Annotated in this window: 10 protein-coding genes; 5 read left to right on the top strand and 5 right to left on the bottom strand. The window is 68.0% G+C overall.

The genetic code is table 11. The annotated features are described in order from the left end of the window. Positions 1-43 precede the first annotated feature (43 nt). Positions 44-2,005, bottom strand: a complete 1,962-nt coding sequence (locus OH799_RS32195; protein WP_406272097.1) for a hypothetical protein — start codon at positions 2,003-2,005, stop codon at positions 44-46. A gap of 2 nt (positions 2,006-2,007) precedes the next feature. Further along, the gene (locus OH799_RS32190) at positions 2,008-3,858 is read right to left on the bottom strand and encodes an HSP90 family protein (RefSeq protein WP_406272095.1); all 1,851 of its coding nucleotides are present in this window, start codon (positions 3,856-3,858) and stop codon (positions 2,008-2,010) included. Between the two features lie 327 nt (positions 3,859-4,185). Between OH799_RS32190 and OH799_RS32185 the strand changes: the two genes are divergently transcribed. After that, positions 4,186-4,431: a hypothetical protein gene (locus OH799_RS32185; protein WP_406272091.1), complete on the top strand. Its 246-nt coding sequence runs from the start codon at positions 4,186-4,188 to the stop codon at positions 4,429-4,431. Between the two features lie 65 nt (positions 4,432-4,496). On the opposite strand, the gene OH799_RS32180 is transcribed toward OH799_RS32185, so the two are convergent. Together OH799_RS32180 and OH799_RS32175 are read right to left on the bottom strand one after the other, a co-directional pair. After that, a complete protein-coding gene (locus OH799_RS32180) occupies positions 4,497-5,924 on the bottom strand; it encodes a vWA domain-containing protein (RefSeq protein WP_406272088.1) in 1,428 nt (475 codons plus the stop codon). A 3-nt stretch (positions 5,925-5,927) separates the two neighbouring features. Continuing rightward, complete coding sequence (locus tag OH799_RS32175; protein WP_406272085.1) at positions 5,928-6,806, bottom strand: AAA family ATPase; 879 nt, start codon at positions 6,804-6,806, stop codon at positions 5,928-5,930. Positions 6,807-7,306: 500 nt separating this feature from the next. On the opposite strand from OH799_RS32175, the gene OH799_RS32170 reads away from it, so the two are divergent. After that, on the top strand, positions 7,307-9,664 hold the full coding sequence (locus OH799_RS32170; RefSeq protein WP_406272082.1) for an arylsulfatase: 2,358 nt from the start codon (positions 7,307-7,309) through the stop codon (positions 9,662-9,664). 47 nt (positions 9,665-9,711) lie between these two features. Continuing rightward, positions 9,712-10,608: a formylglycine-generating enzyme family protein gene (locus tag OH799_RS32165; protein ID WP_406282785.1), complete on the top strand. Its 897-nt coding sequence runs from the start codon at positions 9,712-9,714 to the stop codon at positions 10,606-10,608. Here OH799_RS32165 and OH799_RS32160 read toward each other — a convergent pair. Beyond that, on the bottom strand, positions 10,605-11,870 hold the full coding sequence (locus OH799_RS32160) for a glutamate-5-semialdehyde dehydrogenase (RefSeq protein ID WP_406272079.1): 1,266 nt from the start codon (positions 11,868-11,870) through the stop codon (positions 10,605-10,607). The genes OH799_RS32165 and OH799_RS32160 overlap by 4 nt on opposite strands. A gap of 141 nt (positions 11,871-12,011) precedes the next feature. Here OH799_RS32160 and OH799_RS32155 point away from each other — a divergent pair, with 141 nt between their 5' ends. Together OH799_RS32155 and OH799_RS32150 are read left to right on the top strand one after the other, a co-directional pair. Further along, positions 12,012-13,385 (top strand): glutamine synthetase, encoded by a 1,374-nt coding sequence (locus OH799_RS32155; RefSeq protein ID WP_406272076.1) that lies wholly within the window; start codon positions 12,012-12,014, stop codon positions 13,383-13,385. A gap of 1 nt (position 13,386) precedes the next feature. After that, positions 13,387-14,478: an amidohydrolase family protein gene (locus OH799_RS32150; protein WP_406272073.1), complete on the top strand. Its 1,092-nt coding sequence runs from the start codon at positions 13,387-13,389 to the stop codon at positions 14,476-14,478. The last annotated feature ends 54 nt before the right edge of the window (positions 14,479-14,532 follow it).

The following is a 14,532-nucleotide window of genomic DNA, read 5'->3' as shown; positions in this document are numbered from 1 at the left end:
GATCTCGGATCACGTGGTCCGCCCGCGGCATGCCGATGCGACACTAGGGGCTCAGCTTCGCTTCATCGCCGATCGCCAGCATCCGAGCCAATTGCTCGCGGGTGTGCGCGAGTTCCTCGGCCGCTTCGGTCGAGTGATCGGCCAGCGCCGCCAGTTCGTCGGTGAGCGCCCGCATCGACGGGAGCCAGCGCTCCGGATCGCCGCTCGCGTACACCTGGAGCCAGGCCGCCGACCGCTGGCAGCGTGCCTGTGACACCACTCGGCCCAAGTCCGCCCAGAGCTCGGCCGCGCGGCGGTAGGCCGCCACCGCCTCGTCGTCCTGCCCGCAGCACTCCAGAGCGGCGGCGGCCGACCACGCGAGATCGGCGTGCAGTTCCTTGCGATCCGGGTCGTGCTCGACGAGGCGAGCCCCCTCGATGAAGTGGTGCGCCGCGTCGCGGTGCCGGTTCAGCGCGGTCAGCGATCGGCCGAACTGCGCTCGCACCACGGCCAATTCGGCTGGCGGGTAGGGAATTTCCGCTCCCGCGAACGCCTGGTCGAACAATGCGACCGCCTCGCCGTGACGCTCGGCGCGGTGGAAGGCGCGCGCGGCGACCACGGTGTGGTGCAGCACGTCCGGTTCGGACAGGCCCTCCCATCGGGCGGCGGCGCGGACCGCGGCGTCGGCCAAGTCGAGCGCGCGGTCCGGCCGGCTCGCGATCGCGATGACGAGTTGCGAGCCGAGCCGGGCGAGGTGATCCTCGGGCAGCACCGCCGAGCCGAACGTCAGCGCCTCCCGCAGGTGTGCCTCCGCCTCTTCGGGTGCGGCGGCGAGCCGGGCGGAACCGAGTTCGGCGAGCCGCCGCGCCTCGGCTAGCCGGTCGCCGGTGAAGTCGTCCGCGGTGGGAATCGCGGCCGGGACGCTCGTCGGGTGAGGCAGCCTGCTGCGCACGCCGAGCGGCAGCTGGTCCAGCAGCGGTCGCGCGGCGAGTCGAGCGGCTGTCCGCAGGCTGACCGTGCTGTTGCCGTTGCGTGCGTCGTATCTGGCGCACAAGTCCCCGATCTCGACCTCCAGGTCCGCACGCACCGATTCCACGGTCTGCGCCCCGAGCGGCAGATCACTCAGGCCGCGCGCTACCAGTCTGCGCAACAGCACGCAGACGCCGGTCGCGAAGGCGAGCCGTGCGGCGGCGTCCGCGCCCGGGTCGGTGAGCCAGCTCAGGTGTTCGGCGAGGATTTCCAGCCCGCGCGCCTCGTTGCCGGTCAGCGCGCAGAACTCTAGGTGGAGCGCGACCGAGGGCCGCAGGGCCTCGGTGTGCCGCACCAACGGGTACCCGGTCAGGTGCGCGCTGCGCGCGGCGGCGACGCGGCCGGTGCGCACCAGCGGCAGCAGGGCCTGCGCGAGCACCCGGTGCGGTTCCTCGGCGCAGGTCCGATCGCCGTCCAGCACGGGCCGCCAGTGGGCGAGACCGGCCTCGTCGTCGCCGAGATACACCCTGGCGGTGCCCCATTCGTTGCGCTCACAAGCATCGCAATCGGACATGCTGTCGCGCGGCGCCGCGAGCGCTGACTCCAGCAGGGCGGCGGCACCCTCGCGGTCCCCGATCTCACGGGCCAGCTCCAAACGCAATGCGAGCACCGGGCGCAGGCTGTACCCGCGCTGGCGGTAGCGGTCCTCCAGTTCGTCGAACCAGCGATACACCGTCGGCAGCGGCATCGCGGGGTTGTCGATCAACCCCCAGGTCATCCACTTCATGTACCAGTGCACCAAATGAGTCATCGATCCCATCTCCGCGGGGTTGTCGTCGTAGCTGCGCAGCAGCCTTCCGTATGCGACCGGCGCCAGATCACGTTCGCCCGCATAGGTATAGGACTTGGCCAGCTCCAGCAGCACACGGCCCTCGAGCGCGCGGTCCGGTCCCGTTTTCGCGGCAGCGGAGAGGGTTTCGAGTCGTTCGGTACGTGTCCGGCCCTGCGGCAGGGCGCAGACCTGTGCAAGGGCGGCAGTGATCTCGGCGGAATCCATGCTCACTCCGTCTCTTCGCCGCGGTCCGCGGCACGTTGCGTCGCCCAGCCCAGGAATTCGCCGAAGGCCCGGTTGAGCAGCGCCGTGTCGGCTGCGCGCAGCGGGCGGTGGGTCATCAGCAGGGCTTGGCCGTACAGCGATTCCACGGCTGTCTTCAGAAAGCCTGGGTCCTCGATACGGGTCAGCCTGCGCACGATCGGGCTGTGATAGTTGAGGACGAGCCGGGCGCGCGGCGCGGCCGCTTCCAGGGCGCCCAGGATTTCGGTCCACAGCTCGTCGGCGCCCTCGATGGTCTCGGTCCTGGTGCGCTCGTTGCGGGCCGCGCGGCCGTCCAGGTAAAGCGCGGGCACCGACACCGGCTGAAAAGCCCGAAGGATCACATCGCAAGACAGCGGGTCGAGCACGGTGCGCGCGAGACCGAGCACCGGGGTGAACGCCAGTTCCTCAGCCGGATCGACCGGATCGAGCGCCGCGGTAATCGCGTCGGCATCGAGGTCGACCACCTCGATGCCGTGCAGCAGCCTCGGAAGCAGCGCCACCAGGTCGCGGTCGTAGGTGTAGCCGCCGTTGATGATGCCGATCCCCTGCGCGGCGGCGGTCGGCGCCACCTGGCGGAACTCCTCGACCGTCGAGGTCACCCGGACCGTGCGGTGGTTACGGGTGAACTCGGTCAGCGGCACCCGGCCGTCGGTGGTCTCGAACATCAAGTGGGGCAGCATGATTCGCAACAGATCCGGCGAGTGGCTGGCCATCGCCTTGACCCCGAGCGCGTGCACCGACAGAAATTCCGCCAGCCGCTGCGGCTGCGCGGCGGCGATCTCGGTGAGCCAGTCGCGCACCTGGTCGCCGAGCGCCTCCCGGACGATGGCCAACCGCTCGTCCTCGTAGAGTCCCTCCCGCGACGCGGTGGGCCGCAGCGTGTCGGTGTCGATCACGCAGCGCACGAAGAACGCCCAGTCCGGTAGCACGCCGCGCACCGCGTCACCCAACAGCATGCCCTTCAGGTACACCCGGTGCGCGCTGCTCTCGGCCGGATTTCCGGGCTGCGGCAGCACGTAGGCAACACCGCTCACCCCGGCCGCTCTGGCATCGAGCTCGATTACATCGAGCGGCGCAAAGCCGAGTGCCCGCACCCCGTAGTCGAGCAGCGCGGTTCTGCGTTCCCCAGCCGTCGGATAATTGCGCCGCCATACCGGTATGCCCTCGGTGACCGGCGCGACGACCCCGTCGGACTCGACCGTCACCTCATAGGGCAGGAACGACCCGAACTCGCGCGCCAGGTCGATCACCCGGTTCGGCGCGAACCACGACTCCGCCCCGGCGCGCGGGGTGAGCCACACCGTCGTACCCGGCTCCAGGTGCTCCCGCGGGTCGAGCGCGCGCAGTGTGTAGGTACCGTCCGCGGCGGCCAGCCACTCGATCGGAAGGGCCGAGCTGTCGATAGCTGATCGAGTGACCACCCGAATGGTCTCGGCGACCGTGAAGCAGGCCAGTAGCCCGATACCGAACTGCCCGAGGAACTCTCGCCGCGCCCCTTCGATGTCATCGCGTTTGGACGAGCGCCCGATGGTGGCCAAGAAGCGGTGCACATCGGCCTCGGTCAACCCGACGCCGGGATCGCTTATCCGCAGGCCGGTCTCGTCCACGACCAGCCGAATCGAACTGGACGTCAAAGGATCCGATGGGAAACGCGCCGTGATCGCGTCGACAGCGTTCTGCAGCAGCTCACGCAGATAGACCCTGGGACTGGAATACAGGTGATGGGATAGGAGATCGACGATTCCGCGCAGATCGACCTGGAACGAATAGCTGGCCCCCACTGCCGCTGAACCATTCGGCGTTCTGTTCACCATGCAACCGATCTTGTCGGCGTACGCCAATGGTTCGCTTAACGAACCCTTTTCGATCAGCGGTAGGGCGCAGGGCACGACCCTTCGGCGGGTTGGGGTTCGCTTCATTCGCCCGACCCAGCCGGGCTGACATCGTCCTTCCTTCAGTCATGTGACGAATCGCCGGTGCCGCCGACGCGTTCGACCAGAGGCGACACCGATTGGTTAGGGTCTGCAACCGCAGGCGGCGAGACGCCTGCCCGGGACGCCTGACATCTTCAGGACAGTTCGATCACCCGGACGAGACATCAACGCAAGCTGTGCACAACCGCTACTCGAAGGAGGACACTCGTGCGATTCGTCAATACAGGTGCTATCGCTCTGGCATTCGCCTGTTCAACCATCATCGGAGCCGGTGCGGCACACGCCGACCAATCCGTCACCGTCTCCGCCGACCTGCTGGACTGCGCCATCGATTCCGGGGTGGACGTGGACGCGGATGCGGTGCTGACGGCCGGTAATGGCGGCAAGATCACCGTCTCCGACGAGGTGTACACCCAGCTCCAGGCTGAAGGCTGCCTCTCTGAGCCCAGTTAGCCAGAAGGTCGTCTTGGCCGTCCAGCGGCGGACAAGACGACCTTCGCTCGTTCGCGGCCGTCTGCTCAGACCGGTAGCAGCCGGGACACCACGGCGGTCAGCTGTTTCGCCGAGCGGCACTCGTGCATCTCGATCACCTGCCCGTACTTGTCGGCGGCGGAATCGCCCGAACCCCACTGGTTGCGCGGCTCCGGGTTGAGCCAGTGCGCGTGTTTGGCGACCTCGACAAGCGACCGCAGCGTCGCCAGTTCCGGGTCTCGGTAATTGGTGCGGGCATCGCCGAGAATCAGCAACGAACTTCGGCTGGTGACGGCGTCGGGATAGTCCCCGGCGAATCCAGCCAGCGCGTTGCCGTAGTCCGAGTGTCCGTCCACACCGACCACGCTCGCCTCGGTGAAGATCTTCGCCATCGCGGTGTCCAGCCGAGTGTGTGGATCGAAGAACCGGGTCACCTCGTCCACCTGGTCGACGAACGCGAAGATCCGCACCCGGGAGAACTGTTCGCGCAACGCGCTCACCAGCAGCAACGTGAAGTTGCTGAAGCCGGCCACCGAGCCGGACACATCGCAGAGCAGCACCAACTCGGGGCGGCCCGGACGCGGCTTGCGGTGCACCAGGTCGATCGGCACTCCGCCGGTCGACATGGATTTGCGGAGGGTGCGCCGTAGATCTATCTCGCCGCGGCGAGAGTGCCTTCGCCGCACCGCGAGACGCGCCGCGAGGATGCGCGCCAGCCGCTGCGTACCACGTTTGAGCTCGGCCAGCTCGGCCTCGGAGGCGCGCAGGAAGTCCACCTCCTCGGCTTGGCGGGCGACCCCATAGGTCGCGACGCGCTCGCGGCCGATCTGTTCGGCGACCCGCCGCCTGGTCTCGGCCTCCACAGTCGCGCGGAAGCGGTCGATGCGCTGCCGCACCGCGCGGCGGGCGATCTCGGTGTCGAAGTCGCTGGTGTTCGGTCCGGCAACCAGCCCTGCGACGATCTTGGCCAGCAACGTCTGCGGCTGCACCTCGCGCAACGCCTGGTACGCCGAAAACGAAGGGCCACGGGCGGCTTGGTACTGACCGAGCTGTTCGACCAGCTGCGCGGCCAGTGCTTCCAGCTGCGGGGCGGCCTGCTCCTGCCCCAGCAGTTCCGCGAGCAGCTCGCGCAGCGCCGAAATGTCCACGTCACCTGTGCGTGTGTGCGGAATCTCGACCTCGTCCGGCGCCGCGGTGCGCTCACCGATCGCGACCGGAAACCACAGGTCGAACAGCCCGTCGAAGGTCGCGCGATGCGTGATGCGCCGCAGCAGCGCGCAGGCCAGGCCCTCGCGCAGGACCTCGCGGTCCATCAGGTCGAGCACAGTCACCACGCGACCCGCGTCCACCGTTTCCGAGGGACCGACCGGAATTCCGCGCGCCCGCAGTGCCTCCACGAATCCGACCAGATGCCCAGGCAGTCCGTGCGGCGCGCGCAGTGGCCCGACATCCGCGGGGACCGATCCCGCCGCCATGGCTCAGGCCAGCTTCAGTTCGGCCAACGCGCGCTGGTGGTCGCTCTGGTGTTTGAGCAGGACACCAAGGGTGGCGCGGACCGTGGTGTCGTCCAGATCCTTCAGCCCGAGAGCGAGCAACGTGCGTCCCCAGTCGATCGATTCGGCGACCGAGGGCAGCTTCTTCAACTGCATGCCGCGCAGGACGTGCACGATCCGCACCAGCTGCGCGGCGACCGCGGCGGACAGCTCAGGGACCCGGCTGGCCAGGATGCGGCGCTCGAGCTCCTCGTCCGGGAAGTCCAGGTGCAGGTAGAGGCAGCGGCGCTTGAGCGCCTCGGATAGTTCGCGGGTGGCGTTCGAGGTGAGGACGACGAACGGCTTGCGGCTGGCGGTGATGGTGCCCAGTTCCGGGACGGTCACCGCGAAGTCGCTGAGCACCTCGAGCAGCAGCCCTTCGATCTCGACGTCGGCCTTGTCGGTCTCGTCGATCAGCAGCACCGTCGGATCGGTGCGCCGGATCGCGGTGAGCAGCGGCCGGGAGAGCAGGAACTCCTCGGTGAAGACGTCGGCCTTCGTCTCCTCCCAGTCGTTTTCACTGGACGCTTGGATGCGCAGGATCTGCTTGGCGTGGTTCCACTCGTACAGCGCGCGCGCCTCGTCGACGCCCTCGTAGCACTGCAGACGGACCAGCTCGGCGCCCGAAGCCTGCGCGACCGCGCGCGCCAACTCGGTCTTGCCGACACCCGCCGGACCCTCGATCAGCAGCGGCTTGCCCAGCCGATCGGCGAGGAACACCGAGGTAGCGGTGGCCTTGTCCGCCAGGTACCCCGTGCTCGCCAACCGGTCGACCACGTCTTCCACCGATCCGAAGACCGGTTCTTGACCTGCACTCTCCGACACCACGCACCACCTTCCCTTCCAACCACCCACCACGCTACGGCAGCGCCTCGAGGACGCCGACTCGACGTCGGGGTCTGTGGTCCTGCCACTGGGTGACCCGCCGACGCCGCGGCTCGGCCCTCACTGAGTGCACACAGCCCGGGTCCGCGATGACGCAAAAGTCCAACGGAGATCGGCGGGGTGTCGGCAATGTGTGGCCGGGCGGTCAAGGCGCCTTTTCGGCCAACTCCTCCTGAGGATCCCTTCCGGTCGGTATTCTCGATGCATACGAAAGGCGTTGACCAGCGAATATCCGGACATCCTGTCCGGGAATCGGCATGGCCACCGCACGTCGACTCGAACACTCGAACCCCCTCCGCGGTATCGCCGGAGCTGTGAATACCCGTCCTGGCACCGCGGCCGCGTCGATCGGCGTTGTGTGCGTGCGCGCAGCATGAGGTCCAGAGCCCGACCCACAGAATCAACGGCGAACGAAGGGCTCTCGTTTCTGGAGGTGGATGATGGCCAGGAAGTTCGAGGGGCACGTCGCGCTCGATATCCGCGATTCGGTGCCCGACTGGGGGCCTTTCGCGGAGCCGACGGCACCGCAGGGTGCGCCGAACGTGCTGTACCTGGTGTGGGATGACATCGGGATCGGTACCTGGGACTGCTACGGCGGTCTGGTGGAGATGCCGAATATGAGGCGAATCGCTGATCGTGGTGTGCGCTTCACGCAGTTCCATACCACCGCGCTGTGTTCGCCCAGCCGTGCCGCGTTGCTGACCGGCCGGAATGCGACTTCCGTCGGTATGGCGACGATCGAGGAATTCACCGATGGATTCCCGAGTATGAGTGGACGTATACCGGCCGAAACCGCGTTGCTGCCTGAAGTATTGGCGGAGCGGGGGTGGAACACGTATGCGGTCGGTAAGTGGCATCTGACGCCGCTGGAGGAGGAGAATCTGGCGGCGTCGAAGCGGCATTGGCCACTGGGGCGTGGGTTCGAGCGGTTCTACGGTTTCCTGGGTGGAGAGGCCGACCAGTGGTATCCGAATCTGGTGTACGACAATCACCCGATCTCGCAACCGTACACACCGGAGGACGGCTACCACCTGTCGAAGGATCTGGCCGACAAGTCGATCGAGTTCATCCGGGACGCGAAGGTGATTGCCACCGGCAAGCCATGGTTCATGTACCTGTGCCCAGGGTGCGGACACGCGCCACACCACGTGCCGCGGGAATGGGCTGACAAGTACCGCGGCCGGTTCGATATGGGCTATGAGAAGTATCGCGAGATCGTGCTGGAGAACCAGAAGCGCATGGGTCTGCTGCCGGAGAACACCGAGCTGTCGCCTATGAACCCGTATTCGAATGTCACCAGCGCAGACGGCAAACCGTGGCCGACGCAGGACACGGTACGAGCGTGGGATTCGCTATCGGAGGACGAGAAGCGGCTGTTCCGCCGACAGGCTGAGGTGTTCGCCGGATATCTGTCCTACACCGACGCGCAGATCGGCAGACTGCTGGACTATCTCGAGGAAAGCGACCAACTGGACAACACGATCATCGTCGCGCTGTCGGACAACGGCGCCAGCGGCGAAGGAGGTCCGAACGGCACCGCGAACGAGATGAAGTTCTTCAACGGATACGTCGACACGATCGATGACAGTTTGGGGAAGCTCGACGAGCTCGGTTCGCCGAGCACATACAGCCACTACAGCATCGGCTGGGCGATGGCGTTCAACACCCCGCACAAACTGTACAAGCGGTATGCCTCGCACGAGGGTGGCATCGCCGACCCGTGCCTGATGTCGTGGCCCGCCGGGATGGCCGCCCGCGGTGAGCTGCGCCACCAGTACCTCAACGTCTGCGATGTCACCCCCACCGTCTATGAACTGCTCGGCCTCACACCTCCGGACACGGTGAAGGGTGTGGTGCAACGCCCCTTGGAGGGGGTCGGTTTCCGGACGCTGCTGGCGGACGCGGACGCGGACGCGGACACCGGCAAGCACACGCAGTTCTACTCGATGCTCGGCACGCGCGGAATCTGGCATCGCGGGTGGTTCGCCAACACCATTCACGCTGCTTGCCCGTCCGGCTGGGGGCATTTCGACAAGGACCGCTGGGAACTGTTCCATCTCGAGCAGGACCGCAGCCAGGTGCACGACGTGGCCGAGGTTCATCCCGAGAAGCTGGAGGAGCTGAAGGCGCTGTGGTTCTCGGAGGCCGAGAAGTACCAAGGGATGCCACTCAACGACCTCGACATCGTCACCACCATGACCCGTCACCGCCCGACATGGGCCACCAAACGGGACAGGTTCGTCTACTACCCAGGCAGCGCGGAGGTGGGACCGGGCGCGGCGCTGGAGATTCAGGGGCGGTCGTTCGCTCTGCTCGCCGAGGCGACGATCACCAGCTCGGATGCGCAGGGGGTGCTGTTCGCCCACGGTGGGCGACTCGGCGGGCACACCCTGTTCGTCCAGGACGAGCACCTTTACTACATCTACAACTTCCTCGGCGAAGAAGAGCAGACCATCGTTTCCGATCGGCCGGTACCGCTCGGCGATCACATCCTCGGGATCCGGTACGAACGCCACGGAACCCGCCCCGACAATTTCACGCCCAGCGGTGCGGCCGTGCTGTACATCGATGAGAACCCGGTTGGCTGCTTCGATGACATGCGGACTCAGCCCATCACGTTCTCCGGTGTGGGAGAAGGAGTCTGCGTGGGCCGTGACAGCGGCCAGTCCGTTTCCGCGCACTACCGGCCACCGTTCCCGTTCACCGGGGGAACCATGCACCAGGTCGTCGCGGATGTGAGCGGGAAACCGTACGAGGACCTGGAAATGGCGGCAGCTGCGGCCTTTTCGCGCGATTGAGAGGACCGCCAGTGGCTACCGCAACCCGCTCCGATGTCCGCCGCGGCATGATCCGGATATCCGGCAGCGGCTTCGCGATGGGATCGGACGACTTCTTCCCAGAAGAGCGGCCGGTGCACCGGGTGCGGGTCGATGCGTTCTCGATCGACCCGTACCCGGTGACCATCGCCGCGTTCCGGCGCTTCGTGAAGCAGACCGGATACGTCACGGTCGCCGAAAGAACTCCCGCAGCCGAGGATTACCCGAACGCGGAGCCAGGGAGCCTGATACCCGGTGGTCTGGTATTTCGGCCTACCGCGGGACCGGTGTCGTTGGACAATTGGCGCCGTTGGTGGCGGTATGTCCCCGGGGCAAGCTGGCGCCACCCGCATGGGCCCGGCAGCACTCTCGACGGACTGGACCGCCATCCGGTCACACAGGTCGCCTACGAGGACGCCGCAGCGTACGCGGCCTGGGCCGGCAAACAGCTGCCGACGGAGGCCGAATGGGAGTATGCGGCCCGCGGCGGATTGGACGGGGCTGTCTACGCCTGGGGCGACGAGTGCGAACCCACCGGCCGGCGCATGGCCAATATCTGGGTCGGCGCATTCCCCTGGCAATTCCACCCCGGCCGAGGACAGAGACGAACACCCGGCACCACGGCGGTCGGCACCTATTCGGCCAACGGTTACCGTCTCTTCGACATGACCGGCAACGTGTGGGAGTGGACCGTCGACTACTTCCGCCCTCGGCACCCGACGCCGGCCTGCTGCGCCCCGTACAACCCGCGGGTGGACGCACCCGAATCAGCAGTGGCACAGCGCTTTCCACGCCGCGTCGTCAAGGGCGGCTCGTATCTGTGCGCGGCTGACTACTGCCTTCGTTACCGGCCCGCCGCCCGACAAGGTCAGACCGAGGACACCTCGACCTGCCATCTCGGCTTCCGGTGCGTTGTCCGCGACTAGACAGGCCGAATCTGCCCTGCACCCCAGACGATCCACTTGGTGGAGGTCAGTTCCGGTAAGGCCATCGGGCCGCGGGCGTGCAGCTTCTGGGTGGAGATGCCGATCTCGGCGCCGAAGCCGAATTGCTCACCGTCGGTGAAGGCGGTGGAGGCGTTCACCATGACGGCCGCGGCGTCCACGCGGCTGGTGAACTCACGGGCGGCGGCCAACTCGCCGGTGACGATGGCCTCGGTGTGGCCGGTGCCCCAGGTATTGATGTGCTCTACCGCCGCGTTCAGGTCGTCGACCACCTCGAGCGCTATGTCGAGGGCGAGATACTCCTCGCCCCAGTCGGCGTCGGTGGCCGGAATCTGTCCGGGCAGGTTGCCGTGGATGGTGACGCCGTGCTCCTCCAGTGCCTTGGTCAGCCTGGGCACGGCCGTGTCGGCGATCGCGGCGTCGATGAGAACGGTCTCGGCCGCGTTGCAGACGCTGGGGCGACGGGTCTTGGCATTGATCACGATCTGCTCGGCCATGTCGAGGTCGGCGGCGGCATGCACGTAGACGTGGCAGTTGCCGGTTCCGGTCTCGATGGTGGGCACCTGCGCGTCGCGGACGACCGCGTTGATCAGGCCCGCGCCGCCGCGTGGAATGACCACGTCGACCAGGCCGCGCGCCTGGATCAAATGGGTCACGCTGGAGCGGTCCTCGCTCGGCAGCAGTTGCACGGCGTCGGCCGGAATATCCTGTGCCACAAGCGATTCCCGCAGCACCGCAACCAGTGCGGCGTTGGAGCGAGCCGCCGAGGACGAGCCGCGCAGCAGGGCAGCGTTGCCGGACTTGAGCGCGAGCCCGAACGCGTCGACGGTGACGTTGGGCCTGGCCTCGTACACCATGCCGACCACGCCGAGCGGGACCCGCACCTGCTTGATCTCCAGGCCGTTCGGCAACGTCGAGCCGCGGACGACCACGCCCACCGGATCGGGCAGGCCGGCCACCTGGCGCAGCCCGGAGGCGATCCCGTCGATGCGGGCCTCGGTCAAGCGCAGCCGGTCGAGCAGCGACTCCTCGATACCGGCCGCCTGTGCCGCGGCGATGTCGGCGGCGTTGGCGGCGAGCACCCGGTCCGCCGCGGCCAGCAGCGCGTCGGCGGCGGCGTGCAGCGCGTCGTTCTTCTGCGCGGTCGTCAGCTGAGCCAGCGCCCGCGACGCGACCCGGGCCTTGCGCGCGGCCTCGTGCACCACCGCGCGGACATCCGGCTCGGTTGTCGTTCCTACCGTCATGGGGTACAGCCTACGCACCCGGTAAACCGCTGATTCCACCGTTCGGTGGTGCCGTGCGGCGCCGCCACGCTTCTACGATCGACGCGACCGGCCCGCACAACCTCGGCTCCGCGCGCGCCCGCGCCTTTTATCGTGGTGCACATGACCACGACGCCGGATCGAATCCCCGCCGATGGCGACGCCGACGTGTTGATCGGCAGGTTGGATGCGTCGATGGTCGCTCTGAGCTTCGTCGACAACGCCGGCATCACGCGGGTGAAGGCGGTGCCCGAGCAGCGGCTCCACCACGCGGCCCGATTCGGAGTCGGCGTCTCACCGTGCTTCGAGACCTTCGCCTTCGACGATCTGATGACGGCCGGGCGATATCTGGGCGGTCCCGACGGCGACCTGCGGCTCGTCCCGGACCTGTCGATGCTGACCGAGCTGGCCTGCCAGCCGGGCTGGGCGTGGGCACCCGCCGACAAGTTCACCCAGGACGGCGCGCGCTTCGTCGCCTGCCAGCGCTACTTCGCGGCACGCCAGGCCGAGGCGGCGCACGCGATGGGGCTTCAGCTGTCGATGTCCTTCGAGACCGAGTGGTCCGTCGGCCGGAACGACGACGCGGACGGCTTCACGCCCGCGATCCACGGCCCCGCGTACGGCATCGTGCGGCTCGGTCAGGTCGCCGAGTACGCCAAGGACCTGGTCGCGACGCTGGCCAGGCAGGGCATCACGGTCGACCAGTTCCACCCGGAATACGCTCTCGCCCAGCTGGAACTGTCGGTCGAACCGTCGCAGCCGGTCGCCGCCGCCGACGAGGCGGTGTTGGTTCGGCACACGATTCGCCAGGTGAGCGCGCGCCATGGGTGGCGCGCGCTGCTGGCACCATGTATCGCGCCGGGCGGTGCCGGTTCCGGAGCACACCTCCACCTGTCCGTGCACGACGACGAGGGGCCGCTGCTCGCCGGCGGCGGGGGCCCGTATGGCATGCGGCGGACCGGCGAAGCGTTTCTGGCCGGAGTGCTGCGAGAACTGCCCGCGCTGGTCGCGGTCGGCGCGGGCAATCCGGCGAGCTTCCTGCGGCTGGAGCCCTCGCGCTGGGCCGGTGTGTGGCAGTGCTGGGGTCGCGAGGCCAGGGAGGCGGCGCTGCGTTTCATCACCGGGGTGCGTGGCACCGAGCAATGGGCCGCCAACGCCGAGATCAAGTGTTTCGACGCGACCGGAAACCCGTATCTGATCGTCGGTTCGGTCATCGCGGCCGGGCTGTCCGGCATCGCTGAGGGGCTACGCCTGCCCACCGAAATCACCGGGGACCCCGTGACTTTCGATGCGGAAGCCCGCATGATGTCGGGTGTGCGCCGACTGCCCACCACGCCGACCGAAGCCGCCGACCGCCTCGCCGAGTCCACGGTGCTGGCCACCGCGATGGGCTCGGAGCTGCACGACGCGCTACTCACCGTGCGCCGAGCCGAAGCGGAGCGGTACGCCGCCGCGAGCGCGGACGAGCTCGTCGCCCTGACCCGTTGGCGGTTCTAGCGTGCTCACCGACGGCGTTCCGCTCACCGACCAGCACTGTCACGGCGTGGTCACCGGCGATCTGGACCGGCCCGGCTTCGAGCGGTTGCTCGGCGAAGGCGCACGCGGCAGTTTCGATTCCGCGATCGGGCTCGCGGTGCGCCGCTGGTGCGCCCCCGCACTCGACCTGCCCGCCCATGTCGGTCCGGACGTCTACCTGCGTCATCGCGCCGGGCTCGGCGGACGCGAGGTCGCCGCGCGGCTGCTGCGCGCGACGGGCGTGACCCGATGGTTTCTCGACACCGGCATCGGCGGCGGGACTGGAGAGTTCGGCGAGCTGGCGGGCGGTGCGGTCCACGAGATCGTGCGTCTGGAAGACGTGGCAGAACACGTCGTCGCCGAGGTCGGCGCGGTGTCGGGTGTCTACGACCGAATCGAAGCGGAGCTGCGTGCCCGGGCCGCGAATGCCGTGGGGCTGAAGACGATCGTCGCCTACCGGTGCGGTCTGGACTTTCCGCTGCACGATCATCCGCCGACCAGTTTCGCGCCCGAACGCAGGCTCACCGACCCGCACCTACTCGGATGGCTGGTCGGTCTCGGCGCACGTATCGGAGCCGAACTCGGCCTCCCGTTGCAGTTCCACACCGGTTTCGGCGACTCGGATCTCCGACTGCACCGTTCGGACCCGTTGCTGCTCACCGACTTTCTGCGCAGGACAACCGGCACCGGGCTCTCGGTGCTGCTGCTGCACTGCTGGCCCTTCCATCGCCATGCCGCCTACCTCGCGCACGTCTTCGAGCACGTCCACCTGGACCTGGGCCTCACCATCCCGTACGTGGGACAGCGCGCCGGGGCCGTGCTCGCCGAGGCGCTGGAACTCGCTCCGTTCCGCGCGCTGTGCTACTCGTCGGACGGCTACGGGCTGCCGGAACTGCACTACCTCGGCGCCCTGCTCTGGCGACGCGGACTCGGCACGCTGATCGACGAGTGGATCGTCGCCGATGCGCTCACCGCCGCCGACGCCGAACAGCTGGTCACCGCACTCGCCCACGGGAACGCCGAGCGCGCCTACCGCGCGGCGCTCGATCGGACGCAGCATCGCTTCGCCGGCTGAGGGGAACGATCGGCCGGTCGAAAATCGGGATGCGTCGCCCGCCCTGGATGCCTA

The organism is Nocardia sp. NBC_00881, assembly GCF_045207455.1.
Classification (GTDB): Bacteria; Actinomycetota; Actinomycetes; order Mycobacteriales; family Mycobacteriaceae; genus Nocardia.
The sequence above is the reverse complement of the archived record's forward strand: the minus strand, read 5'-3'. Positions and strand labels throughout refer to the sequence as shown.

What these genes read in the sequence shown, in the direction of transcription:
- OH799_RS32170 (WP_406272082.1), top strand. Translation starts at nt 7,307, where the DNA reads ATGGCCAGGAAGTTCGAGGGGCACGTCGCGCTCGATATCCGCGATTCG.
- OH799_RS32165 (WP_406282785.1), top strand. Translation starts at nt 9,712, where the DNA reads ATGATCCGGATATCCGGCAGCGGCTTCGCGATGGGATCGGACGACTTC.
- OH799_RS32180 (WP_406272088.1), bottom strand. Translation starts at nt 5,924, where the DNA reads ATGGCGGCGGGATCGGTCCCCGCGGATGTCGGGCCACTGCGCGCGCCG.
- OH799_RS32160 (WP_406272079.1), bottom strand. Translation starts at nt 11,870, where the DNA reads ATGACGGTAGGAACGACAACCGAGCCGGATGTCCGCGCGGTGGTGCAC.
- OH799_RS32195 (WP_406272097.1), bottom strand. Translation starts at nt 2,005, where the DNA reads ATGGATTCCGCCGAGATCACTGCCGCCCTTGCACAGGTCTGCGCCCTG.
- OH799_RS32155 (WP_406272076.1), top strand. Translation starts at nt 12,012, where the DNA reads ATGACCACGACGCCGGATCGAATCCCCGCCGATGGCGACGCCGACGTG.
- OH799_RS32190 (WP_406272095.1), bottom strand. Translation starts at nt 3,858, where the DNA reads ATGGTGAACAGAACGCCGAATGGTTCAGCGGCAGTGGGGGCCAGCTAT.